Raw genomic sequence first — 26,837 nt, forward strand, 5'->3', positions numbered from 1 at the left:
GGGGGCGATGAATCCGGTTCTAGAGCCTTTGTTCAAGACGGTGCGGGCCAGCCACCCCAAGGCCGACCTGCGCCTGATCGAGCGCGCCTACGACGTGGCCGCCTTCCACCACCGCGACCAGAAGCGCAAGAGCGGCGACCCGTACATCACCCATCCGCTGGCCGTGGCGACCATCCTGGCCGAGCTGGGCACCGACGACGAGACGCTGTGCGCCGCCCTGCTGCACGACACGGTGGAGGACACCGCCTACAGCCTGGACGAGCTGCGCGGCGACTTCGGCGAGAACATCGGGCTGCTGGTCGACGGCGTGACCAAGCTGGACAAGGTCAAGTTCGGCGACGCGGCGCAGGCCGAGACCGTGCGCAAGATGGTCGTGGCGATGTCCCGCGACATCCGGGTCCTGGTGATCAAGCTCGCCGACCGGCTGCACAACATGCGCACCATGCGGTACATGCCCGAGCACAAGCGGCAGCAGAAGTCCCGGGAGACCCTGGAGATCTTCGCGCCGCTGGCGCACCGGCTGGGCATGAACACCATCAAGTGGGAGCTGGAGGACCTCGCGTTCGCCATGCTCTACCCCAAGCGCTACGACGAGATCGCCAGGATGGTGTCCGAGCGGGCCCCGCGCCGCGACCTGTTCCTGCAGGAAGTGATCGAGAACGTCTCCGGCGACCTGCGCGAGTCCAAGATCAAGGCGGCCGTGAAGGGCCGCCCCAAGCACTACTACTCGATCTACCAGAAGATGATCGCCCGGGGCGTGGCCTTCGACGACATCTACGACCTGGTGGGCATCCGCGTCCTGGTGGACACGGTCCGCGACTGTTACGCCGCGCTCGGAACGATCCACGCGCGGTGGAACCCGGTGCCCGGCCGGTTCAAGGACTACATCGCGATGCCCAAGTTCAACATGTACCAGTCGCTGCACACGACGGTGATCGGCCCGGAGGGCAAGCCGGTCGAGCTCCAGATCCGCACCCGCGCCATGCACAACCGCGCGGAGTACGGCGTGGCCGCCCACTGGAAGTACAAGGAGGAGATGGTCACCTCGGGCCCGGCCAAGGTCAAGGAGGTCAACGACATGGCCTGGCTGCGGCAGCTGCTCGACTGGCAGAAGGAGACCTCCGACCCGGGCGAGTTCCTGGAGTCGCTCCGCTTCGACCTGTCGGTCTCGGAGGTGTTCGTCTTCACCCCGCGTGGCCAGGTGGTGGCCCTCCCCGACGGCGCCACCCCGGTCGACTTCGCCTACGCGGTGCACACCGAGGTCGGGCACCGATGCATCGGCGCCCGGGTGAACGGGCGGCTGGTGCCGCTGGAGTCCCGGCTCGGCAACGGCGACACCGTGGAGATCTTCACCTCCAAGTCTCCGGACGGTGGCGCGGGCCCGTCCCGGGACTGGCTGAAGTTCGTCAAGAGCGGCCGGGCCCGCAACAAGATCCGCCAGTGGTTCTCCAAGGAGCGCAGGGAGACCGCGATCGAGGCGGGCAAGGAGGCCATCGGCCGGGCCATGCGCAAGCAGGGCCTGCCGCTGCAGCGCCTGATGTCCGGGGAGGCGCTGCTGGCGCTGGCCCGCGATCTGCGCTACCCGGACGTCTCCGCGCTGTACGCGGCCGTCGGCGAGGGGCACATCGCGGCCCAGAGCGTCGTCCAGAAGCTCGTACAGGCGCTAGGGGGCGTCGAGGGAGCGGAAGAGGACATCGCGGAGGCCTCGGTCGTCACGCGGCTCAAGGGGCGTCCCAGGGCCAATTCCAACGCGGGCGTCATCGTGGCCGGCGACCCGGACGTCTGGGTGCGGCTTTCCCGCTGCTGCACCCCCGTGCCGGGCGACGAGATCGTCGGCTTCGTGACCCGCGGTCACGGCGTCTCCGTGCACCGGGTGGACTGCGCCAACATCGGCCAGTTGCGCGAGCAGCCCGACCGCCTGGTGGAGGTCGCCTGGTCCCCGGGCGACGACTCGGTCTTCCTGGTGGCCATCCAGGTCGAGGCCCTCGACCGGCCCAGGCTGCTCTCCGACGTCACGCGGACGCTGTCGGACCAGCACGTGAACATCCTGTCCGCGTCGGTGACCACGTCCAGGGACCGCGTCGCGGTCAGCAAGTTCACCTTCGAGATGGGCGACCCCAAACACCTGGGCCACGTCCTGAAGGCCGTCAGGACCATCCAGGGCGTCTACGACGTCTACCGGGTCACCTCATAAGCGACATAGCGAAGCCCCCGCACCGGAAGCGCGGGGGCCTGCCACGAAATTTCCCGAAATATCAGGAGAATTCGGCCAGCGTCCGCTCGGCCTCCTGCAGCCAGGACCGGCGGGCCGCGATCGACTCCTCGGCCTCCTTGGCCGCCTTGCTCCCGGGCTGCGCCTTCGCCAGGCGGTTCTCCAGCTGCTCGATCGACTTCCTGAGCTGGTTCACCGTGTCCTGGGCGCGCGCCCTGGCCTCGGGGTTGGAGCGGCGCCACTGCTCCTCCTCGGCCTTGCGGACCGCGTCGTCCACCTTGCGCAGGCCGCCCTCAAGCCGGTCCCGCTGCTCGCGCGGCACCGGTCCGACGGCCTCCCAGCGCTCCACCAGCGCCCGCAGCGCGTTCCGCGCCGCCCGCACGTCGGTGATGGGGAGGATCTTCTCCGCGTCCACCAGCAGCGCCTCCTTGGCCTCGGCGTTGGCCGCGAACGAGGCGTCCCGCTCGGCGAACACCGCTGACCTGGCCTGGAAGAACAGGTCCTGGGCGCCCTTGAACCTGTTCCACAGGTCGTCCTCGGCCTCCCGGGAGGCCCGCCCGGCCGACTTCCACTGCCGCATCAGCTCGCGGTAGGCGGCCGCGGTGGCGTTCCAGTCGGTCGAGGTGGCCAGCGCCTCGGCCTCGGCGACGATCCGCTCCTTCTGCCCGCGCACCTGATCGCGCTGCTCGTCCAGCGAGGAGAAGTACGCCTTGCGGCGCTTCGCGAACGCCGTCCTGGCCGCCGACAGCCGCTTCCACAGCCCGGCCTCGGTGGCGCGGTCGATCCGCTCGGCCGCCTTCCACTCCTCCACCAGCTGCCGCAGCCGCTCGCCGCCGGACTTCCAGTGGGTGGCGTCCTCGGCGATGCGTTCCGCCTCCGCGACGATCCGCTCTTTTATCTCCTTGGCCTGCGACCTGGCCTGGTCCCGGGCCGCCCGGACCTCCTCGCGGCGCTTGCCGACCAGTTCCGACAGCGCCCCGAGGCGATCGTTGAGCGAGCCGAGATCGCCGACCGCGTGCGCCTCCGCGACCGCCTCGCGCAGCTTGAGGATGCTCGCCTCGGCCTGTGCGGGCGGCAGATCGGTGCCCCTGACCCGCTGTTCCAGCAGCTGGACCTGCCCGGCCAGCTCCTCGAACTTGCGGTGGAAGTAGGCCAGGGCCTCTTCCGGTTCACCGGCCTGCCAGGACCCGACGGCCCGTTCTCCCTCAGCCGTACGCACGTAGACGGTGCCGTCGTCGTCTACCCGGCCCCACGGGTCGGTGGTCACCGTGTCCTCCCGCACTCGAATCAGCCTCCAGGGCGCAAACGGCCCTTGGTTGTATTACGTCAGCTCTTGCCGGTAATTGTCACGTCTTTGATTTCGACAGCCGTCTTCGGCGGGCCGTCGCCGCCGCCGCCGTCGACCCCGTCCTTGGCCACCTTGTCCACCAGGTCCAGGCCCTTGGTGATGGTGCCGAAGGGGGTGTAGGCGTCCTGCAGGGCGGTGTCGGTCTCGTCGCCGTACACGATGAAGAACTGGCTGCCGTTGGTGCCCGCGCCGCTGTTGGCCATGGCCAGCACGCCGCGCTTGTAGCTCGCGCCGTCCAGGTTCTCGTCGGTGAAGCGGTAGCCGGGGCCGCCGCTGCCGGACGCCGTCGGGTCGCCGCACTGGAGCACCTTGATGCCCTCGGTGGTCAGGCGGTGACACTTGGTGTCGTTGAAATACTTCTTCTCCGCCAGGAACTGGAACGACCCCACCGTGCAGGGCGCCTTCACCCCGTCCAGGGTGGCCTCGATGACGCCCAGGTTGGTCTTGATGGTCATCGTCGCGGGCTGCGCGGCCACCTTCGCGGGCGGCTGGCCGACGTCCTTGGCCGCCTGGCCGTCCGCCAGGTACTCGCAGGTGCCGGTGGCCGGGTCGTACGCCTTCGGCCCGGCGGGCGCGCTCGCCGAGGGCACCGCCGTGTCCGTGGGGCTCGCCGTCGTCGCGTCGTCGCCCTCGCGGGTCAGCAAGGTCGCGGCGGCCACGATGCCGCCGATCACCACGAGCACGCCGACGGTGGTGCCGATGGCAGCGGTCCGCTTGGCGGCGCGCTCCCGCTGGATGCGCGCGGTCTGCTGGCGCTCGTAATGCTCGCGCGCGAGTTGCTTCTGGCGGTCCTTACCGCTGACCACTTCGTCCTCCCGACTGTCCAAGAATGACTATTGAGGTGGGCGAATCGTATCGGCACACAGGTATTAGTTCGCAGCCCGCCGACCCGCACCGGTACCCTTCGGTTACATTCGCTCGCGCAATCCTTGAGACATCGAGGCCTTTCCGTTGTTGATCGCCGCGTTCCCCGCTGGGTCCTTTCAGGCAAATTGTTATGTGATCGCGCCCGAGGCCGGCGCCGAGTGCGTGGTCGTCGACCCAGGTCAGGACGCTGTCGGGGAGCTGGACGAGGTGCTGCGCGAGCACCGGCTCAAGCCCGTCGCGGTCGTGCTGACGCACGGTCACCTCGATCACGTCTGGTCGGTCGCGCCGGTCTGCGGAGCCCGGGACATTCCTGCATGGATTCATCCGGACGACCGTGAACTGCTCACGGATCCGGCCAAGGGGATCTCGGCGCAGGCGAGCCAGGTGTTCGGCGGGCTCCAGCTGAGCGAGCCGGACGACGTGCGCGAGCTGACCGACGGCGCGACGCTGAAACTCGCCGGCCTGGAGCTGACCGTCGATCACCGCCCGGGCCACACCCGGGGTTCGGTGACGTTCCGGCTGCCCCCGGCCGAGGAGATCCCCCCGGTCTTGTTCTCCGGCGACCTGCTGTTCGCCGGTTCCATCGGCCGCACCGATCTGCCGGGCGGCGACGACTCGGCCATGTTGCGCAGCCTCGCCGCCACGATGACGCTGCCGGACGAGACGGCCGTGCTGCCCGGCCATGGACCACAGACGACGATCGGCCGCGAGCGCGCCGTCAACCCCTACCTTCAGGAGTTGCCGCCCGCGCGTGGCCCGCACAGGGGACTCTAATGAGCTTTCAGGCGCCCAAGGGCACCTTCGACTGGATGCCGCCACGTTCCGAGCGCGTGCTCGCCGTCCGCGACGCGCTGGCCGCGCCCGCCCGCCGGGCCGGGTACGGCTACATCGAGACGCCCGCGTTCGAGGACACCGGCCTGTTCTCCCGCGGCGTCGGCGAATCCACCGACATCGTGACGAAGGAGATGTACACCTTCGAGGACAAGGGCGGGCGTTCCATCACGCTCCGCCCGGAGGGCACCGCCTCGGTGATGCGGGCCGTGCTCGAGCACGGCCTGCCCGGTGGCCCGCTGCCGGTCAAGCTCTGGTATTCGGGCAGCTACTACCGCTACGAGCGGGCCCAGAAGGGCCGCTACCGGCACTTCTCCCAGGTGGGCGCGGAGGCCATCGGCATCGAGGATCCGGCCGTGGACGCCGAGCTGATCACGCTGGCGGTGGACGGGTACGCCGCGCTCGGGCTGAGCGGGGTGCGGCTGCTGCTCAACTCGCTGGGGTGCGCGGAGTGCCGTCCGGCCTACCGGGCCGCCCTGCAGGACTTCCTGCGCGGGCTCGACCTGGACGAGCAGACCCGGCAGCGGATCGAGATCAACCCGCTCCGGGTGCTGGACGACAAGCGCCCGCAGGTGCAGGCGCAGCTGACCGGCGCGCCGCTGGTCACCGACCACCTGTGCGGGGCCTGCAAGGCCTACCACGAAGAGGTGCGTACGCTGCTGACCGCCGCCGGGGTGAAGTACACCGACGATCCCCGGCTGGTGCGCGGTCTCGACTACTACACGCGCACCACCTTCGAGTTCCTGCACGACGGTCTGGGCGCCCAGTCGGCGGTCGGCGGCGGGGGCCGCTACGACGGGCTGAGCGAGATGATCGGCGGGCCGCCGCTGCCGAGCGTGGGCTGGGCGCTCGGGGTGGACCGCACGGTGCTGGCGATGGAGGCCGAAGGGCTTTTCGACGCCGAGCCCGCCACCGTGGACGTGTTCGCGGTGCCGCTCGGCGAGGAGGCCAAGCGGGTGGCGTTCGGCCTGGTCGTGGAGTTGCGGCGGGCCGGGCTCTCGGTCGACATGGCCTTCGGGGGGCGCGGGGTGAAGGGGGCCATGAAGGCCGCCGACCGCAGCGGTGCCCGGTTCGCCCTTATCCTCGGGGATCGGGATCTGGCGGCGGGGGCCGTACAAATGAAGGATCTCACCACTGCTGAGCAGACCGCGGTGCCGTTCGCCGAGGTCGCCGACACCCTGAAAGGGAAACTCTCGTGATCCGCACCCACGAAGCAGGAACGCTTCGTCGCGAGCATGCCGGCCGGCAGGTGACGCTGGCGGGCTGGGTAGCGCGCCGTCGTGACCACGGTGGCGTGGTGTTCATCGACCTGCGCGACGCCTCAGGTTCGGCCCAGGTCGTCTTCCGCGAGGAGGACGACGCGCACGGGCTGCGCTCCGAATACTGCGTGAAGGTCGTCGGCGAGGTGCGGGTCAGGCCGGAGGGCAACGAGAACCCCGACCTGCCGACCGGCGAGATCGAGGTGGTCGCCTCCCAGGTCGAGGTGCTGAGCGAGGCCGCGCCGCTGCCGTTCCCGATCGAGGGCAACGCCGGCGTCTCGGAGGAGGCCCGGCTGCGCTACCGCTACCTGGACATCCGCCGCCAGCAGGTCGGCGACGCGCTCCGCACCCGCTCCAAGGCCACCTACCTGGTGCACGAGGTCATGCGGGAGCGTGACTTCGTCTACGTGGAGACGCCCAACCTGACCCGCTCCACGCCCGAGGGCGCGCGCGACTTCCTGGTCCCGGTGCGGCTGCAGCCCGGCAGCTGGTATGCGCTGCCCCAGTCGCCGCAGCTGTTCAAGCAGCTGCTCATGGTGGCCGGCCTGGAGCGCTACTACCAGCTCACCAAGTGTTTCCGCGACGAGGACCTGCGCGCCGACCGGCAGCCCGAGTTCACCCAGATCGACATCGAGATGTCCTTCGTCGACCAGGACGACGTGATGGAGCTCGGCGAGGCCATCATGGCCAGGGTCTGGCAGGACACGGTCGGCTACACCATGCCGCGCCCGCTGCCCCGCCTCACCTACGCCGAGGCCATGGCCAGGTACGGCTCCGACAAGCCCGACCTGCGCTTCGGCTGCGAGCTCACCGACCTCACCGAATACTTCGCCAAGACCACCTTCCGGGTCTTCCAGGCCGAGCACGTCGGCGCCGTCGTGATGCCCGGCGGTGCCGCGCAGACCCGCAAGGAGCTGGACGGCTGGCAGGACTGGGCCAAGTCGCGCGGCGCGCGCGGCCTGGCCTACGTGCTGGTCCAGCCGGACGGCTTCGGCGGCCCGGTCGCCAAGAACCTGTCGGAGGAGGAGATCTCCGGCCTGGCCGCCGCCACCGGCGCCCAGGTCGGCGACGCGATCTTCTTCGCGGCGGGCCCGGCGCGCGCGGCCCGCGACCTGCTGGGCGCGGCCCGCCTGGAGATCGGCCGCCGCTGCGGGCTGATCGACGAGTCCCAGTGGTCGTTCCTCTGGGTGGTGGACGCCCCCATGTTCGAGGAGGACGGCGAGGGCGGCTGGACCGCCGTGCACCACCCGTTCACCGGCCCCAAGCCGGAGTGGGCCGACGACTTCCAGGACCATCCGGGCGAGGCGCTGGCCTACGCGTACGACATGGTCTGCAACGGCATGGAGATCGGCGGCGGCTCGATCCGGATCCACCGCGCCGAGATGCAGGAGCGCGTGTTCGGCGTGCTCGGCATCTCCAAGGAGGAGGCCGAGAACAAGTTCGGCTTCCTGCTCGAAGCCTTCAAGTACGGCCCGCCCCCGCACGGCGGCATCGCCTACGGCTGGGACCGGATCTGCATGCTGCTGGCGGGCGGCGACTCGATCCGCGACGTCATCGCCTTCCCGAAGACGGCCTCCGGCTTCGACCCGCTGACCGGGGCGCCCACCCCGATCACGGGCGAGCAGCGCAAGGAGGCGGGCGTGGACGCCAAGCCACGCGCCCAGGAACTGGTCTGATCCACCCGCAAAGCCCCGGCGACCGCGTGTCGCCGGGGCTTTGCTTTGTAAAGGAGTCCGCGCGCGGCCGCCAGGGTCGTCCTGGGGCTCCAGGCGGTGTCGGGCAAGGTAATGGCCCCAGAGATGGCTGTTCAGGGCTTTAGGGGCGGTTCTGTGGCGTTCAGGGCAGGTAGCCGACGCCGCCGAGGAAGCCGGCCTTGCTCCAGTCGGGGGTGACGTCGTACTCCGGCCGCCACGCCTCCACCGGCACCAGGCCGGGTTCCAGCAGCTCCAGGCCGTCGAAGTAGGTAAGGATCTGGTCCGATGTTCTGGGCGTCAGGTTGCCCGTCTTGGTGGCCTTGTAGGTGCTGGTCACCGAGATCTCTTCCTCCTTGCTGACCCGCCCCGCGTGCCCGTGCGAGATCACCAGGTAGCTGCCAGGTGCCAGCCGCTCCCGAAGCCGGGCCACGATCGAGGCGGCCTCCTCGTCGTCGGCCACGAAGTGCAGCACAGCCAGCAGGAGTAAGGCCACCGGCTGGCCGAAGTCGATCCTGGCGGTCACCTCCGGGTGGTCCAGGATGGCCTTCGGCTCGCGCAGGTCGGCCTGGACGACCGTGGTCAGCGGGTTCTCGGCCAGCAGGGCGCGGCCGTGGGCCAGCACGATCGGGTCGTTGTCCACATAGACGACGCGGGAGTCGGGGGCGGTCTGCTGGGCGACCTGGTGCACGTTCTCCCGGGTGGGCAGGCCCGAGCCGATGTCCAGGAACTGGCGCACCCCCGCGTTGGCGATGAGCCGGACCGAGCGGGACAGGAAGGCGCGGTTGTCACGGGTGAAGTCCCGCACGTACGGCATGATCGAGAGCACGTGTTCCGCGGCCTCGCGGTCGGCGGCGAAGTTGTCCTTGCCCCCGAGGTAGTAGTCGTACATGCGCGCCACGCTGGGCACATGCGGGTTGATCACCCATGACGGGGCCTGCTCGTGGTCGGTCACGTCCTCGCCTTCCGGCGTCGCTCCGCCCCCTGCCGGTGGCGAGTCTGGAGGGTCTCGTGACACGCGTGGGGCCCGCGTTTCACGACATTTCCGTGCATGGTACGGCTCGCGGCACCATTGGTGCGAACCGTACCAGACACGAAATGTCAGAACCGGATCGGCAGCGCGGTCAGGCCGCGCACCACCGCACCGGTGATCTTGTATTGGATCTCCTCGGGGGCTACCCCGAGCTCGATCCCGGGCAGCCGCTCCAGCAGCGTCCCGATGGCGATCTGGCCCTCCAGCCGGGCCAGCGGCGCGCCCAGGCAGAAGTGGATGCCGTGCCCGAAGGCCAGGTGCCGGTTCTCGGTCCTGGTGATGTCCAGCCGGGACGGGTCGGCGACCGCGGCGGGGTCGTGGCCGGCGGCGCCCAGCGAGATGTGCACCATGCTGCCGCGCGGGATGGCCACCCCGCCGAGCTCCAGGTCCTCGGTGGAGAAGCGGGGGGTGGACCGCTCGACCGGGCCGTCGTAGCGCAGGAACTCCTCGATCGCCGACGGCAGCAGGCCGGGATCGTCGCGCAGCAGCTTGAGCTGGCCGGGGTTGCGCAGCAGGGCCAGCATGCCGTTGCCGATCAGGTTCACCGTGGTCTCGTGCCCGGCGATCAGCAGCAGCGTCAGGGTGGAGATCATCTCCTTGTCGGTCAGGCCGCCCTCGTCCTGGATCGCCAGCAGCGCGCTGATCAAGTCGTCGCGCGGCTCCGCCCGCCTGGCCTCGATCAGCTCGGTGAAGTAGGCCCGGGTGTCCCGCGCGGCCGCCGCGCGGGCCTGCTGCTGCTCCTCCTCGAACCGCGGGTTGATCAGCAGGCCCGACCATTCGCGGAACAGGTGGCGGTCCTCGGGGCGGACCCCCAGCAGCTCGCAGATGACGATGATCGGCAGCGGGAAGGCGAACTCGTCCAGCAGCTCGGCCCGGCCGTTCGGCTCCATGGCCGCGATCAGCTCGTCGGTGATCTCCTGGATCCTGGGCCGGAGCGCCTCCACCCGGCGGGGCGTGAAGGCCTTGGACACCAGCCGGCGCAGCCGGGTGTGGTCCGGCGGGTCGACCGACAACATGTTGGAGTCGAGCAGGATGTCGTCGTCGACGGCGACCTTCCGGAAGTACTCGCCGTAGACGGTGATGTCCTTGGACAGCCGCGGGTCGGCGAGGGCCGCCCGGCCGAGCTCCTGGTCGATGACCACGAACGCCTGGAAGCCCGGGGGGAAGTCGATCGGGTGGACCGGCCCGCGGGCCCTGATGGCGCCATAGGCGGCGTACGGGTCGGCGGCGAACTCGGGCGTCAGGACGAACTCAAACGGCAGTTTCTCCGGCACTTGCCGCTCCTACGCTAGGGGTCAGATGGAAGCCATCATGATCCCCCAATTCGGGTGGCGTGTCCGGCGGACCCGCCACCCGGAGGGAACTAGCGCACCACGACCGTCTTGATCTTGACGGGGATCTTCGGCGCGTTCGAGCCGCCCTCGTCGCTGGTGATGTCGATGCCGTCGGGCGCGGTGTTGACGCCACCCGCGACGATCTTGTCGACGATGTCCATGCCCTTCACCACCACGCCGAACGGCGTGTACGCGGCGGGCAGCTGGGCGTTCTCGTTGCTGAAGGAGATCGCGAACTGGCTGCCGTTGGAGTTGGCCGCGTCCCCGCCCTGCGCCATGAAGACCACGCCGCGCACGTACTGCGGGCCGAGGTTCTCATCCGGGAACAGGTAGCCGGGCCCGCCGGTGCCGTCGGTCGCGTTCTCCCCGTCGCCCTTGGCCTGCGGGTCGCCGCACTGGAGCAGGTCGAGCCCGTTGGTCTCGGCGGTGACCAGCCGGTGGCAGACCGTGTTGTCGAAATACTTCTTGCTCGCCAGGAACGCGAACGAGTTCACCGTGCACGGCGTGTACGGCGTCAGCTCGATCACGATGTCACCGTGGTTGGTGCGCACCGTCATGGTCTTGGCCTTCAACGCGGCCTTGGTCGGCTTCTTGGGCGGGAAGCCGACGAACTTGGCCGGGCTGCCGGAGTCGTCCTTGCGGTACTCGCAGGTCACCTTGGCCGGGTCGACCGTGGGGGCGGCGCTCTGTTCCGGGAGCTCCGACGGGACCGCGGAGGGAACCGCCGAGGGAGGCAGCGACGAGGGAGCGCCGGACTCGGCTGGAGCCGTCGTCTGGGCGGCTGTCCCCGCGTCGGAGCCGCTGCAGGCGGTGAGGGCCGCGAGCGCGATGACCAGCCCGACGCCGAGGATGGTGCCGCGCTTGGCCCCGCGGTTACGCAGGGCCAGCTGCTTCTGCCGAATGGTGTCGGACACCGCTATACCTTCCGTTTTTCGATATATGACCAGTTCGATGCGCAACTCTAGCCGCGATTTCGTTCGCTTCGCGTAAGCAGGAGTCTCAGCCGCACCAGGGGCCCCACGCGGCACGAGCTATGCCATTGCCGGGGGCGCGATTAGCATTGTGTGGGTGTCGAGTGGGTCATACCTCCGCTTTCCCCACATTCACCGCGACCTTCTGGCTTTTGTCGCCGAGGATGATGTCTGGATCGCTCCGCTGGGCGGTGGCAGGGCCTGGCGGCTGACCATCGACCGGGTCCGGGCGAGCCATCCGAGGATCTCGCCGGACGGCGCCCGGGTGGCCTGGACGAGCTGGCGCGACACCGATCCGGAGGTGCACGTCGCGCCGGTCGAGGGCGGGCCCGCGACGCGGGCGACCCACTGGGCCAACTACCGCACCCGGGTGCGCGGCTGGGCCGATCCGCAGACGGTGGTGGCCACGGCGGCGCACGACCAGCCGTTCCACTTCTGGACCATGGCGTACACGGTGCCGGTGGCGGGCGGGTCCGGCACGCGGCTGCCGTACGGTCCGGTCTCGGATCTGCAGCTGGCCGGCGGGCGGACGCTGCTGCTCACCGGCTCCGCCAGCCACGACCCGGCGCACTGGAAGCGGTACCGGGGCGGCGGGACCGGGCGGCTGTGGCTGGACGGGACCCGGGTGCCGCTCGCCGTGGAGGGGCAGCTGGCCGCGCCGATGCTGGTCGGGGAGCGGATCGTGTTCCTGTCCGACCACGAGGGGGTGGGGAACCTCTACTCGTGCGCGCTGGACGGCTCCGACCTGGTCAAGCACACCGACCACCACGATTTCTACGCCCGCCAGGCGGCCACCGACGGGGAGCGGATCGTGTACGCCAGGGCCGGCGAGCTGTGGCTGCTGCCCAGCCTGGACGCGGAACCGGAACGGCTGGAGGTGACGCTGGGGGGCGCGGGGCGGGGGCGGCAGCCGTACCCGGCGTATCCGCATGTCCGGAATCTGGCCTGTGACGCGACCGGGCGGGCGAGCGTGGTCGAAGTGGCCGGAACGGTGCACTGGCTGACCCACGAGGACGGGCCCGCCCGCGCGCTGTCGTCCCGGCCGGGCGTGCGCGCCCGCCTGCCGATCGTGCTCGGCGGCCATGAACCGCCCGAGTCCAAGGACGACGAGAAAAAGGACGAGGAAGAGGCCAAGGAGAACGGGGAGGAGCCGGACGAGAAGAAGAAGCTCGGCAAGCGGATCAACGGCCCGGCCGCCTGGGTGACCGACGCGGCCGGGGAGGACGGCATCGAGCTGGCCGAACCCGGCGGCACGGTCCGGACCATCGCCGCCGGGGAGCTCGGCCGGGTGGTCGGCCTGGAAGCCTCCCCGGACGGCTCGATGATCGCCGTGTCCTGCCACGACGGCCGGCTCCTGCTGATCCGGGTGGAGACGGGCACCATCACCGAGCTCACCCGCACCGCCAACGGCCGGATCACCGGCATGGGCTTCGACCCGCGCAGCGAGTGGCTGGTCTGGTGCCACCCGGTGAGCGGCTTCTCCAGCGCGATCAGGATGGCCCGCCTCCCGGAGGAGGGCCAGGAGATCGCGGTCGTGGAGGTGACCGACGGCAGGTTCACCGACACCTGGCCCGCGTTCACCCTCGACGGCCGCCATCTCGCCTTCCTGTCCCGGCGCGGCTTCGACGCCATCTACGACGCGCACAGCTTCGACCTGGCGTTCCCGCTCGGCTCCCGCCCCTACCTGCTGCCCCTGTCGGCGGGCACGCTGTCCCCGTTCGCGCCGTCGGTCCTCGGCCGCCCGGTGGAGAGTCCCAACGGCGACTCCCCGGTCGAGATGGACATCGAGGGCCTGGAGGGCCGGATCGTGGCGCTGCCGGTGCCGGAGGCCCGCTACTACGGCCTGCGCGCGGTCAAGGGCGGCCTGGCCTGGCTTCGCTGGCAGCCCGGGGAGAGCCCCACCCTGGAGCGCTTCGACCTGGACAAGCGCAAGTGCGAGGAGCTGGCCGAGGGGATCGGCCGGTTCTCGGTCAGCGGCGACGGCGCCAAGATCGTGGTGCTGGACGGCCACGAGGTGCGGGTCATCTCCGCCACCGGCAAGAACGGCGACGGTGTCACCGTGGACCTGTCCAGGATCCGGGTCGAGGTGGATCCGGTGCGGCGGTGGCGGCAGTCGTACGCGGAGGCCGGGCGGATCGTCCGCGACCACTTCTGGGTCGCCGACATGGCCGGCGTGGACTGGCCGGGCGTGCTGACGCGGTACCGCCCGTGGCTGGACCGGATCGCGGGCGGCGACGACTTCGCCGACCTGCTGGCCGAGGCCGTCGGCGAGCTGGGCGCCTCGCACGCCTACGTGTACGGCCGGGCCTGGGGCTCCGGCCGGTATGTCGGCATGCTCGGCGCCGACCTCGCCCCCGACACCGACGGCCTGTGGCGGATTCGCCGCATCTACCCCGCCGAGCTGTCCGACCCGCACGCCCGCTCCCCCCTGCAGGGCACCGGCGTACGGCCGGGCGACGCCCTGCTGGCCATCGACGGCCACCCGATCGACCCCCGCAAGGGCCCCGCCGAACTCCTGGTGGACACCGCGGGCCGCGCGATCGAGCTCACCGTCGAATCCGGCGACAAGATCACCAGAATCGCGGTCGTCCCGGTCATCGACGACGTCTACCTGCGCTACCACGCCTGGGTGGGCGACCGCCGCGCCCGCGTCCGGGAACTCTCCGAGGGCAGGCTGGGCTACCTGCACGTGCCCGACATGGGCCCGTCCGGCTGGGCCCAGCTGCACCGCGACCTGTCCCGCGAGCTCACCATGGCGGGCGTGATCGTGGACGTGCGCGGCAACCGCGGCGGCCACACCTCCGAGCTGGTCGTGGAGAAGCTGTCCAGGCGGATCGTCGGCTGGAACATCTCCCGCCGCTACGAGCCGGAGAGCTACCCCAGGGACGCGCCGCGCGGCCCCGTGGTCGTGCTGTGCGACGAGGAGACCTGCTCGGACGGCGACGTCATCACCGCCGCCGTGCAGTCGCTCGGCCTCGGCCCGGTGGTCGGCGCCCGCACCTGGGGCGGCGTGATCGGCATCGACGGCTGGCACCTGCTCGGCGACGGCTCGGCGATCACCGTCCCCGGCTACGGCTACTGGATCGAGCGGTACGGCTGGGAGCTGGAGAACCGCGGCGCGACCCCCGACGTGGAGGTGCTCATCACCCCCGCCGACTGGGCCCGCGGCACCGACCCCCAGCTCGACACCGCGGTACGGCTCGCCCTGGAGGCCCTGGCGGAACGCCCGGCGGGCGGGCCGCCCGACCCGGCGACCCGCCCGTTCCGCGGCCGCTAGCCGACCGGCACCGGATCCTTTTCTGACTTCCCCTCCCGGAGCCCGAACCGGTCGTGCAGGCGGCGCAGCGGCCCCGGGGCCCACCAGTTCCAGCGGCCCAGCAGCGTCATCGTGGCGGGCACCAGCAGGCAGCGGACCAGCGTGGCGTCCACCGCGATGGCGATGGACAGCGCCAGGCCCAGCTCCTTGATGCCCAGCATCCGCCCGGCCGCGAAGCCGCCGAACACCACCACCATGACCAGCGCCGCCGAGGTGATGATCTTGCCGGAGCGCTGCAGCCCGACCACGACGGCCCGGTCGTTGGGCAGCCCGGCGTCGTGGAACTCCTTGATCCGGGCCAGCAGGAACACCTCGTAGTCCATGGAGAGCCCGAAGGCGAACATGAACACCAGCACGGGGACCCAGGTCTCCAGCCTCCCCGCGGGCGTGAACCCGAGCAGGTCCGCCAAATACCCATCCTGAAATATCAGGACAATCGCGCCGAAGGCGGCGCTGAGCGACAGCGTGTTCATGATCAACGCCTTGATCGGCACCAGCACGGAACCGGTGAGCAGGAACAGCATCACGAACGTGCCGAGCGCCACCACCAGGATCGCCCACGGCAGCCGCTCGGCCATCTCGCCCCTGAAGTCCATCAGCCCGGCCGCGCTCCCGGTCACGTACGCGGTGAAGGCGGGGCGGTGGGCCCGCAGCCAGGTCACCGCGTCCTCGGCCAGGTCGTCCCGCCCGGTCCCGACCGTGTACACCTCGGCCGCCGCCACCCCGGGCGCCAGCTGCCGGGCGGGCGTGATCCCCGACACGTACGGGTATCCGTGCAGCGTGTCCAGGTAACCCTGCAACTCGGCCCGGGACGAGCGCGCCACCAGCTGGATCGGCGCCCCACCCTGCTCGGGGAAGCGCTCCGCCATCAGATCGGCCACCTGGCGGCTCTCGAAGCTCTTGGGCAGCAGCTCCGCACCCCCGTTGCCGAATCGCACGCCCAGGAACGGCAGCACCGACACCACCAGCGCCAGCCCGACCACCCCCGTGGTCAGGAACGGCCACCGCTGCACCCATCGGGCCAGCCGGGCGAACCGTCCCTCGTCGGGCTCCGTGCGCTGCGGCCTGATCCGGCCGCCGAGCACGCCGAGCAGCGCCGGAGTCAGCGTCAGCGAGGCCAGCACGGCCACCGCGACCACGCTCACCCCCGCCGCGCCGATCGCGTGGTAGAAGGGCGACTGGAACACGAAGAGCCCGGCCAGCGACACTCCGACGATGACCGCCGAGTAGCCGATCGCCCGTCCGGCGGTCGCCGCCGCGCGTTCTATCGCCCCCGCGATCTCGTGGTTCGCGCGCTCCTCCTTGTAACGGCTGACGTACAGCAGCGCGTAGTCCAGCGAGAGTCCCAGGCTGAGGACCGTGGTCACCGGGACGATGTTCGGGTCGAGGTCGCCGAGGGCGGAGAATCCGTACAGGGTGAGCAAGGCCCCCGCGATCGAGCAGAGCGCGCCGAGCACCGGCACGCCCGCGGCCAGGAATCCGCCGAAGACCAGCACCATGACCACCAGCGCGGCCGGGATGGCGATCAGCTCGCCGCGCGTGGTGTCCTGGGCGACCTGCTGGTTCACCTCCCGGTTCACCAGCGACCCGCCGCCCGCCAGCACCCGCAGGCCGGGCGCGGAGATGGCGTGCAGCCGTTCGGCGACGCGATCCACGGTCTGCGTGGTCTGCTCGGAGGACAGATCGTTGATCAGGTCCACGATGATCAGCCCGGCGTTGCCGTCGGTCGAGGTCAGCCGCTCGGTGTCCCACGCGGAACGGACCTGGTGCACGCCTGGGATGAGCTTGAGGTCGGCCACGGCGGCGGTGGCCTGGCCGCGGACGGCTTCCACCGGCGGGCCGTCCAGCAGGCCGGTCACCCGGCCGCCGGTGGGGGAGTGCTCGTCGATCAGATTGGCGCCCCGCACTGATTCGAAGACCGGGGAGGCTCGCTGGGGTTCGAGGCGGTCGAAGACCTGGCTGCCGAACCCGAAGCCCGCCAGGAGCAGCCCGGTCCACAGCAGGAGGACCAGGCGGCGACGGCGGAAGCAGAGGCGACCGAGGGCAGCGAACATGGTCACGAGTCTGGCGTCGCCTGGAGAATGCCACATCCGCCGAGAGGAGGATCACTTATCCGGACTTTCCGATCTTTCTGAGAACCTGTTCCGGATCACATCCGTATCAAGGGGAGACATTCCAAGGAGCGCCCCCATGTTCGACGAAATCCTCGGTCTTCCGCTGCACCCGCTGGTCACCCACGCGGCGGTGGTCTTCTCCCCGCTGCTGGCGGTCCTGTCCGCCGCGTACGCCCTGATCCCGCGCTTCCGCCCCCGGCTGGACTGGGCGGTCGCCCTGCTCGCCGTGGCCGCCCCCGTCACCGTCTTCGTGGCCAAGGAGAGCGGCGAGGCGTTCAAGACCCGGCTCTTCCAGGACCAGACCCCCGAGCCGGTGGCCACCCACGAGTCCTTCGCCAACCCGCTGCTGATCGCCTCCATCGCCCTGGGCGTGCTGGCGCTGGTGCTGGTCTACGCGGCCAACCGGTCCACCCGCCAGTCCGCGATGATCGTGGGCGCGCTGACCGTGGTCGCGGCGGCCGTGGTCGGCTACTACGTGTTCCGGGCCGGGCACTCCGGCGCGACCGCGGTGTGGGGAGGCTGAGCTAGGCTCCCCATGTGGAGAGCTTGTTCGACGCGGCGGCGAGGGACGCCACTCCCGAGCCGCTCGCCGTCCGGATGCGGCCGCGCACCCTGGACGAGGTGATCGGCCAGCGGCACCTGCTCGGCTCCGGCACGCCGCTGCGGCGCCTGGTCGAGAGCGAGGCGCCGATGTCGCTGTTCTTGTGGGGGCCGCCCGGCACCGGCAAGACCACCCTCGCCTACGTCGTCTCCAACGTGACCAAACGCCGGTTCGTGGAGGTCTCCGCGGTCTCCGCCGGGGTCAAGGACGTCCGGGCCGCCATCGACGCGGCCCGGACCGAGCTGGGCATGACCGGCCGCCAGACCGTGCTGTTCGTGGACGAGGTGCACCGCTTCAACAAGGCCCAGCAGGACGCGCTGCTCCCGGCCGTGGAGAACCGCTGGGTCACCTTCATCGGCGCGACCACCGAGAACCCGTTCTTCTCGGTGATCTCCCCGCTGCTGTCCCGCTCGCTGCTGCTCACCCTGGAGTCGCTCGGCGACGAGGACGTGGCCGAGGTCGTCGGCCGCGCCCTCACCGACCCGCGCGGCCTGGCCGGGCGCGCCACCCTGCACCCCGACGCCCTGGCCCAGCTGGTACGGCTGGCGGGCGGCGACGCCCGGCGCTCGCTCACTTACCTGGAAGCCGCCGCCCTGCTGGCCGACGACATCACCGTCGAGGTGGTCGAGAAGGCCGTGGACAAGGCCGCGGTCCGCTACGACCGGCAGGGCGACCAGCACTACGACGTGATCAGCGCGTTCATCAAGAGCATGCGCGGCTCCGACGCCGACGCCGCCGTGCACTACCTGGCCAGGATGGTCGAGGCCGGGGAGGATCCGCGCTTCATCGCCCGCCGCATCGTCATCTTCGCCTCCGAGGACGTCGGCCTGGCCGACCCCACCTGCCTGCAGGTCGCGGTCGCCGCCGCCCAGGCGGTCGAGTTCATCGGCCTGCCCGAAGGTAAGATCAACCTCGCCCACGCCGTCATTCACTGCGCCCTGGCCCCCAAGTCCAACGCGGTCGTCAAGGCCATCGGCGCGGCCTCCGACGACGTGCGGCGCGGCGCGATCGGGCATGTCCCCGGCCACCTGCGGGACGCCCACTATGGCGGGGCCAAGAAGCTCGGCCACGGCGACGGCTACAAGTACCCGCACGACTTCGACCACGGCCTGGTCAAGCAGGACTACGCGCCGGAAGAGCTCCGCGACCGGCGCTACTACGAGCCCACCACCCACGGCGCGGAAGCCCCGGTGGCCGAGCGCTGGGCCAAAATCCGAGCCTTCCTGCGTGGAACGTAATCACGGCCTGCGCGGGGCGTGACCACCCGGTTCACGGGCAGAGCGCGATAGGGTCTTGCCATTCCAGCCAGGATCATCTAGGAGGCCGCATGCTCACCGCGGGAGAGGTCGCGGGCCTGATCGTCGCCCTGTTCTGGGCGATCCTCGTCTGCTTCCTGGCGTTCGTCCTGGTCAAGCTGGCCCGCCTGCTCGTCGAGACCACCAAGATGGTCTCCGAGCTGGGGGAGCGCGTCGGGCCGCTGCTGGAAGACGTCAGCTTCACGATCAACGAGACCAACCGGCAGCTGGTGGCCGTCGAGGCGATCGCCGAGAACATGAAGCACGCCAGCGGCGACATGGCCAAGCTCACCGGCGTCGCCTCCTCGATCGTGGCCGGGCCGATCGTCAAGATCTCCTCGATCGCGCACGGCGTCAAGGCCGCGCTGACCCGCCGCCGCCCGCGCATGATCGGCGGGAGGAAATCGTGATCCGCCGGTTGTTCTACATGGCGCTGGGCGCGTATCTGGCCACCTGGGTGCAGCGCAGGCTGCGCGCGCTCAAGCCCGACCACGTCGCCCGGCGGGCCGCCGACCAGCTCAGGGGCTTCGCCGCCGACGTCCGCGACCAGGCGTGGAGCCGGGAAACCGAGTTGCGCGCCCGCTACGGGCTGGACAGTGTAAGTACGACACAACAACTACCACCGAACGTAAGGGATGGCCGCTGATATGGAGTCGGCAGAGATCGCCCGCCGCTTCCTGCGCTTCTTCGAAGAGCGCGGGCACACCGTCGTGCCCTCGGCCAGCCTGATAGCCGAGGATCCGACCCTGCTGCTGGTCCCTGCGGGCATGGTGCCGTTCAAGCCCTACTTCCTGGGACAGCGCACCCCGCCGGCCAAGCGGCTGGCCAGCGCCCAGAAGTGCGTGCGCACCCCGGACATCGACGAGGTCGGCAAGACCACCCGGCACGCCACCTTCTTCCAGATGCTCGGCAACTTCTCCTTCGGCGACTACTTCAAGGACGACGCGATCCCGTTCGCGTGGGAGCTGCTCACCAAGCCCCAGTCCGAGGGCGGCTTCGGCTTCGCCGAGGACAAGCTCTGGGTGACCGTCTACCTGGACGACGACGAGGCCGCCGACATCTGGCACAAGAAGGTCGGCGTGCCGAAGGAGCGCATCCAGCGTCGCGGCATCATCGACAACTTCTGGTCCATGGGCGTGCCGGGCCCGTGCGGCCCCTGCTCGGAGATCTACTTCGACCGCGGCCCGGACTACGGGGTGGACGGCGGCCCGATCGCCGACGAGAACCGCTACCTCGAGGTGTGGAACAACGTCTTCATGCAGTTCGAGCGCGGCGCGGGCGGCGCCAAGGAGGACTTCCCGATCCTCGGCGAGCTGCCCAGCAAGAACATCGACACCGGCATGGGCCTGGAGCGCATGGCGGCGATCCTGCAGGGCGTCGACAACATCTACGAGATCGACACCACCTACAAGATCCTCGATCGGGCCGCCCAGCTCACCAAGACCAGCTACGGCCGCGACCCGCGCGCCGACATCAGCCTGCGGGTCGTCGCCGACCACGTGCGCACCGGCACCATGCTGGTCGCCGACGGCGTGCTGCCCAGCAACGAGGGCCGCGGCTACGTGCTGCGCCGCATCCTGCGCCGCTCGATCCGCAACCTGCGCCTGCTCGGCTCCGGCGAGGATCGCTACATGCACGAGCTCACCGGCGTCGCCATCGATGTCATGGGCGAGCAGTATCCCGAGCTCAAGGCCGACGCGCCGCAGATCCACGGCGTCATCGACGCCGAGGAGGCGTCCTTCCTGGGCACCCTGCGCACCGGCACCGCGATCTTCGACGTGGCGGTGGAGGAGACCAAGCGCAAGGGCTCGGCCACCTTCTCTGGCGCGAAGGCCTTCCAGCTGCACGACACCTACGGCTTCCCGATCGACCTCACCTTGGAGATGGCCTCCGAGCGCGGCCTGAAGGTCGATGAGGAGGGTTTCCGGCGGCTCATGAAGGAGCAGAAGGACGCGGCCAAGGCCGACGCGAAGGCCAAGAAGACCGGCAACGCCGACATCTCCGTCTTCGGGCAGCTGCTGGAGAAGACCGGCAAGGTCGACTTCCTCGGCTACGACCACGTCAGCGCCGAATCCGAGATCGCCGGCATCCTGCTGGACGGCGTCTCCGTCCCCGCCGCCGGGGCGGGTAGCACGGTCGAGATCGTGCTCACCCGCACCCCGTTCTACGCCGAGGGCGGCGGCCAGCTCGCCGACCAGGGCGTGATCAGGACCGACGGCGCCCAGGTCGACGTGGTGGACACGCAGACCCCGCTGGCGGGCGTCATCGTGCACCGCGGCAAGGTCAGGACCGGCGAGATCCGGGTCGGCGACCAGGCCATGGCGGAGATCGACGTCGACCGCCGCCGGGCCATCTCGCGCAGCCACACCGCCACCCACCTGGTGCACCGCGGCTTCCGCAACGCGCTCGGCGAGACCGCCGCGCAGGCCGGTTCGGAGAACTCGCCTGGCCGCTTCCGCTTCGACTTCACCGCGGCCGGGGCGGTGCCCCCCAGCGTGCTCCGCGACGTGGAGGACGAGGTCAACGCGATCCTGATCAACGACCTCAAGGTCAACGCCTTCCACACCACCCAGGCGGAGGCCCGCGCCATGGGCGCGCTCGCCCTGTTCGGCGAGAAGTACGGCGACACCGTCCGCATCGTCGAGGTCGGCGACTACTCCCGCGAGCTCTGCGGCGGCACCCACGTGGCCAGCTCGGGCCAGCTCGGCCTGGTCAAGGTGCTCGGCGAGGCGTCCATCGGCGCGGGCGTGCGCCGGGTGGAGGCCCTGGTCGGCCTGGACGCGTTCCGCTTCCTGGCCCGGGAGAGCGTGCTGGTCGCCCAGCTCAGCGAGCAGCTGAAGGCGCGCCGCGAGGAGCTGCCCGAGCGCATCGACGGCATCCTCACCCGGCTGCGCGCGGCGGAGAAGGAGCTGGAGCGGCTGCGTTCCGCCCAGGTCCTCGCGGTCGCGGGCGAGCTGGCCGCCGGCGCCGCCGACCTGAACGGCGTGGCTGTCGTGGCGCATCGCGCGCCTGCTGGAACTACCCCCGATGACCTGCGTAAACTCGCCCTGGACGTGCGCGGCCGGTTCCCGGCTGAACGCGCCGCGGTGGTTGTCGTGGCCGGAGTTCCCTCCGATCGGCCGGTCGTCGTCGCCGCTGTCAACGAGGCGGGGCGCGGACGCGGGCTCAAGGCGGGCCAGTTGGTCGGCGTCGCCGCCAAGGCGCTTGGGGGTGGCGGTGGCGGCAAGGACGATGTCGCGCAGGGTGGCGGAGCCCGGCCGGAGGCGATCGGCGACGCGCTGCGCGCCGTCGAGTCGGCGATCTCCGCGGCGATCGCGTGAGCGTGCCGTGAGACGTGGCGTCCGGCTCGGGGTGGACGTCGGCTCGGTCCGGATCGGGGTCGCCCGCAGCGACCCCTCCGGCCTGCTGGCCACCCCGGTCGAGACGGTCCGGCGCGGCAAGGGCGATCTGGACCGGCTCGCGGCGCTCGCGGCCGAGCATGAGGCGATCGAGGTCGTGGTGGGCCTGCCCACCACGCTGTCGGGCCGGGAGTCGCACGCCGCCTCGGCCGCGCGGGACTTCGCCGCCCGCCTGTCCGTACGGCTGGCGCCGATCGAGGTCCGGCTGTACGACGAGCGCCTGACCACGGTCACCGCGACCCAGGGCCTGCGCTCCAGCGGCGTCAAGGCCAGGAACCAGCGCGACATCATCGACCAGGCGGCGGCGGTGGTACTGCTCCAGGCCGCCCTGGACACCGAACGCAGCACAGGAAGACCACCCGGCCACCCTCTCGACCCGCCCCCCGGTGGAGAAACGCGCAGCGGGACCGAGCGGTGACCCCGCTGGACGGGGACGACAGCCCGTTCCTGCTCTCCCGCGACGACGGCAAGCCACCGAAAAAGCGCGGCAACCGGACCAAGGTGATCGTCGTCACCGGCACGGCGGCGGTCGCCGTCGCCGGGATCGTCGGGGCGCGCCTGGTGCTCGGCCCGCTGCTGGCGCCCGACGACTTCGAGGGCACCGGCACCGGCGCGGTGACCGTGGAGATCAAGCCGGGCCAGACCGCCGGGCAGATCGCCGAGACCCTCTCGGAGGCCGGCGTGGTCGCGACCGCCCGGTCCTTCGTCCGGGTGGTCCGGCAGCGCGACAAGGAGAACAGCCTGCGGCCGGGCCGCTACCGGCTCAACCGGGGCATGGCCGCCGGCGCCGCCCTGGACCAGCTGGTCAGCGGCAAGGCCCGGCTGATCAAGAAGGTCGCCGTGCCGGAGGGCATGCGGGTCAACGAGGCTTTGGCCAGGCTCGCCACCGGCTCCGGCATCCCGCTGGCGCATTTCCAGCGCGCCGTCGCCCAGCCGCTGGGCCTCGGCCTCCCGCAGTACGCCAAGGGGCAGGTCGAGGGCTTCCTGTTCCCCGCCACGTACGAGATCGAGACCGATACCACCGCGCAGAGCCTGCTCACCGCCATGGTCGCCAAGTACCGGCACATGGCCGAGCAGATCAGGCTGGAGGAGAACGCCGCCAAGCGGAAGCTCACCCCGCTGCAGGCGCTCACCGTGGCCAGCATCATCCAGGCCGAGGGAGGCCGGGACGAGGACTATCCGAAGATCAGTAGAGTGATCTACAACCGGTTGGCCAAGGGCGCCAAACTGGAGATGGACTCGACCGTCCTCTACGCCCAGGGCCGGCATTCCCTCCGAGTCTCCGCGAAGGACATCAAGGTGAGCTCGCCGTACAACACCTACCGGCACACGGGTCTGCCGCCGGGGCCGATCGGAAGCTCGGGGGAGAAGGCGTTGCACGCCGCCCTGCATCCGGCCAAGGGTGATTGGTACTGGTTTGTCACCACCGATCCAGGACGTAGAATCACGAAATTCACTGACAAGGAAGCTGAGTTCGTGAAATATCGGGAAGAGCTGAACAGATACCTCGGGGCCGACTAGGCCACCGGTTCACCGCCCATGACCTCCCCCGATGTCGCGGGCGGCCGAGCCGAGCGACCAATCCGACCCGCCTCCCCCCTCGGTTCTGCTCTCTCGCTTGACGCGGAGCGGGTCGGACCGGGAGATTGGCCTGCGCACTATGAACGATCTCGACATGGACTCGCTGCTGGGCGGCGCCGAGGACGAGGGGCCGTCCCGGCGGCGGTCCCGCGCTCCCTCCCGCCGCCAGCAGGCGCGCGGCCGCAAGCGCCGCCGCCGCACCCGCCGCAAGGGCGCGGCCGCCTCGATCATCGCGGTCGTGGTGATCGTCGGCATCCTGGGCGGCGGCGGATACCTGGCCTACAACTGGGTCCGCGGGGTCATGATCCCCAAGGATTACACCGGTCAGGGCACCGGTGAGGTGACCATCGAGATCGCCGAGGGCGCGTCGGCGGGCGAGGTCGCGCAGACGCTGGAGGAGCAGGGCGTGGTCGCCAGCGCGCGGGCCTTCGTCAACGCCGTCGACGCGGCGGGCAAGGGCGCCTCGCTCCAGCCGGGCTCCTACGTCATGCGCAAGCAGATGTCGGCCGCGGCGGCGGTCATCCTGCTGGATCCCGAGCACCAGGTGCTCAGGAAGGTCACCATCCCCGAGGGCAACCGGCTCAGCAAGATCTTCACCACCCTGGCCACCGCCACCGGCAAGTCCGTGGACGAGTTCAAGGAGGCCGCCCGCGGCGACCTCGGCCTGCCCGAGTACGCCAAGGGCAAGCTGGAGGGCTACGCCTTCCCGGCCACCTACCAGTTCCCCCCGAACATCTCGGCGAGCCAGATCCTCACCCGGATGGTCGACCGCTTCAACGAGACCGCCGCCAAGGACGACCTGGAGGCGGAGGCCGGCAAGCGCGGCTTCAGCCCGCACGACATCATGACGATCGCCAGCATCGTCCAGGCCGAGTCCGGCAGCCAGGACGACATGCCCAAGGTCGCCCGCGTCATCTACAACCGCCTGGCGCTCAAGCCGCCGATGCTGCTCCAGATGGACAGCACCCTGATGTACGGCCTCAACAAGTACGGCATCGCCGCCACCAACGCCGAGACCCAGAGCAACTCCAAGTACAACACCTACAAGTTCCACGGCCTCCCGCCCGGCCCGATCTCCAACCCGGGCGACCACGCCATCCAGGCCGCGCTGCACCCGGCCAAGGGCGACTGGATCTACTTCGTGACCACCGACCCGGCCAAGGGCATCACCAAGTTCACCGCCAGCGAGGATGAGTTCTGGAAGCTCCGCGACGAGTTCAACCGCAACAACCAATGATGATGAGGCGCGCCGCCGTTCTCGGCTTCCCGGTCACGCACTCGCTCTCGCCCGTGCTGCATCGCACGGCGTACGAGGCGCTGGGCCTGACCGGGTGGCGCTACGACGCGATCGAGTGCGCCGAGGACGGCCTGGCCCCCTTCGTCGCCGGGCTCGGCCCGGAATGGGCGGGCCTGTCGCTGACCATGCCGCTCAAGCGGGTGGTGTTCCCGCTCCTGGACACCGTCTCCGGCCTGGCCGTCCAGGTCGGCGCGGCGAATACGGTGATCTTCAGGGACGGCGCGCGGCACGGCGAGAACACCGACGTTCACGGCATCGTGCGGGCCCTGGCCGAGGCCGGGGTGTCCCGCCCCCGTTCCGCCACCATCCTGGGCGGCGGCGCGACGGCCGCCTCCGCCCTGGGCGCGTTGCGCGAGCTCGGCCTGGACGAGGCCGTGCTGGTGGTCCGCGACCCGGCCCGGGCCGGGGAGACCCTGGCGGTGGCCGACCGGCTCGGCCTGAGCGTGCGCACCCAGACCTTCGACAAGTTCGACGCCGAGGTGGACCTGCTGATCTCCACCCTGCCCTCCGGCGCGGCCGACGCCTTCGCGGGCGTGGCCACCCGGGCCGGCGCGGTGTTCGACGTGGTCTACTCGCCGTGGCCGACGATGCTGGTCTCGGGAGCGCGTAAGGTCATAGGCGGGTTCTCGATGCTGCTGCACCAGGCCGCGCGCCAGGTGGAGCTCATGACAGGCAGCACGATCGCCCCGGTGGAGGAGATGCGGCGCGCCGGGGAGGCCGAGCTGATCAGGCGCGGGGAATGAACCGGAGCTGTTCGCGGTTCATGGTAGTGTTGTAAATCGATCGGTCTGGCATACCAGCTGGACGCGCAAGCGGAGGTCCTCCTCCCACCTGATCGGCCGAGAGGCCGACGGGTCAAGGATCACATTGAGAGTTTTCGGACTCAGTGGCCCCGCATGCGTGACGTGTGGGGTCTTTTGTCGTTTCTTCCACACGGTCGAGCACTCAAGCGGAAGTCCCTTGGAGGTCCCATCAGCACCGAGCCCCGCATCAATGATCGTATTCGTGTGCCCGAGGTTCGCCTCGTCGGCCCGAACGGCGAGCAGGTCGGCATCGTGTCCATTCATGACGCGCTGAAGCTGGCCCAGGAGGCCGATCTCGACCTGGTCGAGGTGGCCGCCACCGCTCGTCCGCCCGTGTGCAAGCTCATGGACTACGGCAAGTTCAAGTACGAGTCGGCCATGAAGGCGCGCGAGGCCCGTCGCAACCAGGCACACACGATCATCAAGGAGATCAAGCTCCGGCCGAAGATCGACCCGCACGACTACGAGACCAAGAAGGGTCACGTCGTGCGCTTCCTCAAGGCGGGGGACAAGGTCAAGGTCACGATCATGTTCCGCGGGCGCGAGCAGTCCCGGCCGGAACTGGGCTTCAGACTCCTGCAGCGGCTCGCCGAGGACGTCACGGAGCTGGGCTTCGTGGAGTCGCAGGCCAAGCAGGACGGCCGGAACATGATCATGGTGATCGGGCCGCATAAGAAGAAGGCTGAGGCCAAGGCCGAGAAGGCGGCGGCCAGGGCACAGCGCGGCGATGAGTCAGCGGGTGATCCCCCCGTGGAAGCCGCCGCGAGCGAGTCGCAACCACAGCAGTAACACGCTGTGAAGTCGGGGCCGAGGCTGGTCTCGAACGAGTCAGGCATGCCGGTGACTCGGGCCCCGACAAGGCCCGGGGAACCGGCACGGGAACAAA

General features: G+C 70.3%; 21 protein-coding genes. 15 read left to right on the top strand and 6 right to left on the bottom strand.

What is annotated here, in order from left to right; all coding sequences use genetic code 11:
- Positions 1 to 7 precede the first annotated feature (7 nt).
- Positions 8 to 2,194: a RelA/SpoT family protein gene (locus Amac_RS40745; RefSeq protein WP_155359811.1), complete on the top strand. Its 2,187-nt coding sequence runs from the start codon at positions 8 to 10 to the stop codon at positions 2,192 to 2,194.
- 61 nt (positions 2,195 to 2,255) lie between these two features.
- On the opposite strand, the gene Amac_RS40750 is transcribed toward Amac_RS40745, so the two are convergent.
- Together Amac_RS40750 and Amac_RS40755 are read right to left on the bottom strand one after the other, a co-directional pair.
- Positions 2,256 to 3,494 (bottom strand): DUF349 domain-containing protein, encoded by a 1,239-nt coding sequence (locus tag Amac_RS40750; protein WP_246269033.1) that lies wholly within the window; start codon positions 3,492 to 3,494, stop codon positions 2,256 to 2,258.
- A gap of 44 nt (positions 3,495 to 3,538) precedes the next feature.
- Positions 3,539 to 4,366: a peptidylprolyl isomerase gene (locus Amac_RS40755; protein ID WP_155359776.1), complete on the bottom strand. Its 828-nt coding sequence runs from the start codon at positions 4,364 to 4,366 to the stop codon at positions 3,539 to 3,541.
- Between the two features lie 145 nt (positions 4,367 to 4,511).
- Here Amac_RS40755 and Amac_RS40760 point away from each other — a divergent pair, with 145 nt between their 5' ends.
- Genes Amac_RS40760 through aspS form a run of 3 tightly spaced genes read left to right on the top strand, consistent with a single transcriptional unit; the run spans position 4,512 to position 8,193 of the window.
- A complete protein-coding gene (locus tag Amac_RS40760) occupies positions 4,512 to 5,201 on the top strand; it encodes an MBL fold metallo-hydrolase (protein ID WP_155359777.1) in 690 nt (229 codons plus the stop codon).
- Positions 5,201 to 6,457, top strand: a complete 1,257-nt coding sequence (gene hisS, locus Amac_RS40765) for a histidine--tRNA ligase (RefSeq protein WP_155359778.1) — start codon at positions 5,201 to 5,203, stop codon at positions 6,455 to 6,457. The genes Amac_RS40760 and hisS overlap by 1 nt, the downstream gene beginning before the upstream one ends.
- A complete protein-coding gene (aspS, locus tag Amac_RS40770; protein WP_155359779.1) occupies positions 6,454 to 8,193 on the top strand; it encodes an aspartate--tRNA ligase in 1,740 nt (579 codons plus the stop codon). Before hisS ends, aspS begins: the two co-directional genes overlap by 4 nt.
- A 160-nt stretch (positions 8,194 to 8,353) precedes the next feature.
- Here aspS and Amac_RS40775 read toward each other — a convergent pair whose 3' ends face one another.
- The 3 genes from Amac_RS40775 to Amac_RS40785 form a co-directional block, all read right to left on the bottom strand.
- Complete coding sequence (locus Amac_RS40775) at positions 8,354 to 9,163, bottom strand: SAM-dependent methyltransferase (RefSeq protein WP_155359780.1); 810 nt, start codon at positions 9,161 to 9,163, stop codon at positions 8,354 to 8,356.
- A 146-nt stretch (positions 9,164 to 9,309) separates the two neighbouring features.
- The gene (locus Amac_RS40780; protein WP_155359781.1) at positions 9,310 to 10,515 is read right to left on the bottom strand and encodes a cytochrome P450 family protein; all 1,206 of its coding nucleotides are present in this window, start codon (positions 10,513 to 10,515) and stop codon (positions 9,310 to 9,312) included.
- 89 nt (positions 10,516 to 10,604) lie between these two features.
- The gene (locus Amac_RS40785) at positions 10,605 to 11,489 is read right to left on the bottom strand and encodes a peptidylprolyl isomerase (RefSeq protein WP_246269034.1); all 885 of its coding nucleotides are present in this window, start codon (positions 11,487 to 11,489) and stop codon (positions 10,605 to 10,607) included.
- A 154-nt stretch (positions 11,490 to 11,643) separates the two neighbouring features.
- Between Amac_RS40785 and Amac_RS40790 the strand changes: the two genes are divergently transcribed.
- Entirely contained in the window at positions 11,644 to 14,823 is a 3,180-nt protein-coding gene (locus Amac_RS40790; RefSeq protein ID WP_155359782.1) for a S41 family peptidase, read from the top strand.
- On the opposite strand, the gene Amac_RS40795 is transcribed toward Amac_RS40790, so the two are convergent.
- Complete coding sequence (locus tag Amac_RS40795; protein ID WP_170322915.1) at positions 14,820 to 16,916, bottom strand: MMPL family transporter; 2,097 nt, start codon at positions 16,914 to 16,916, stop codon at positions 14,820 to 14,822. The genes Amac_RS40790 and Amac_RS40795 overlap by 4 nt on opposite strands.
- A gap of 136 nt (positions 16,917 to 17,052) precedes the next feature.
- Between Amac_RS40795 and Amac_RS40800 the strand changes: the two genes are divergently transcribed.
- From Amac_RS40800 to infC, 10 genes are all read left to right on the top strand, one after another.
- On the top strand, positions 17,053 to 17,499 hold the full coding sequence (locus tag Amac_RS40800) for a DUF2231 domain-containing protein (protein WP_155359784.1): 447 nt from the start codon (positions 17,053 to 17,055) through the stop codon (positions 17,497 to 17,499).
- 74 nt (positions 17,500 to 17,573) lie between these two features.
- Positions 17,574 to 18,815, top strand: coding sequence for a replication-associated recombination protein A (locus Amac_RS40805; protein ID WP_155359814.1), 1,242 nt, complete (start codon positions 17,574 to 17,576; stop codon positions 18,813 to 18,815).
- An 89-nt stretch (positions 18,816 to 18,904) separates the two neighbouring features.
- A complete protein-coding gene (locus Amac_RS40810; RefSeq protein WP_155359785.1) occupies positions 18,905 to 19,282 on the top strand; it encodes a DUF948 domain-containing protein in 378 nt (125 codons plus the stop codon).
- Positions 19,279 to 19,518, top strand: coding sequence for a hypothetical protein (locus Amac_RS40815; RefSeq protein ID WP_155359786.1), 240 nt, complete (start codon positions 19,279 to 19,281; stop codon positions 19,516 to 19,518). Before Amac_RS40810 ends, Amac_RS40815 begins: the two co-directional genes overlap by 4 nt.
- Position 19,519: 1 nt before the next feature.
- Positions 19,520 to 22,192, top strand: coding sequence for an alanine--tRNA ligase (gene alaS / locus Amac_RS40820; RefSeq protein WP_155359787.1), 2,673 nt, complete (start codon positions 19,520 to 19,522; stop codon positions 22,190 to 22,192).
- A 7-nt stretch (positions 22,193 to 22,199) separates the two neighbouring features.
- Positions 22,200 to 22,688 (top strand): Holliday junction resolvase RuvX, encoded by a 489-nt coding sequence (ruvX, locus tag Amac_RS40825; protein WP_155359788.1) that lies wholly within the window; start codon positions 22,200 to 22,202, stop codon positions 22,686 to 22,688.
- The gene (mltG, locus tag Amac_RS40830) at positions 22,685 to 23,791 is read left to right on the top strand and encodes an endolytic transglycosylase MltG (RefSeq protein WP_246269035.1); all 1,107 of its coding nucleotides are present in this window, start codon (positions 22,685 to 22,687) and stop codon (positions 23,789 to 23,791) included. Before ruvX ends, mltG (Amac_RS40830) begins: the two co-directional genes overlap by 4 nt.
- A gap of 139 nt (positions 23,792 to 23,930) precedes the next feature.
- Positions 23,931 to 25,088, top strand: coding sequence for an endolytic transglycosylase MltG (mltG, locus tag Amac_RS40835; RefSeq protein ID WP_155359789.1), 1,158 nt, complete (start codon positions 23,931 to 23,933; stop codon positions 25,086 to 25,088).
- The gene (locus tag Amac_RS40840) at positions 25,085 to 25,891 is read left to right on the top strand and encodes a shikimate dehydrogenase (protein WP_155359790.1); all 807 of its coding nucleotides are present in this window, start codon (positions 25,085 to 25,087) and stop codon (positions 25,889 to 25,891) included. Before mltG (Amac_RS40835) ends, Amac_RS40840 begins: the two co-directional genes overlap by 4 nt.
- A 153-nt stretch (positions 25,892 to 26,044) precedes the next feature.
- On the top strand, positions 26,045 to 26,740 hold the full coding sequence (gene infC, locus Amac_RS40845) for a translation initiation factor IF-3 (RefSeq protein WP_218041590.1): 696 nt from the start codon (positions 26,045 to 26,047) through the stop codon (positions 26,738 to 26,740).
- The last annotated feature ends 97 nt before the right edge of the window (positions 26,741 to 26,837 follow it).

Origin of the sequence: Acrocarpospora macrocephala, from assembly GCF_009687865.1 — a bacterium.
GTDB classification, from domain to species: domain Bacteria; phylum Actinomycetota; class Actinomycetes; order Streptosporangiales; family Streptosporangiaceae; genus Acrocarpospora; species Acrocarpospora macrocephala.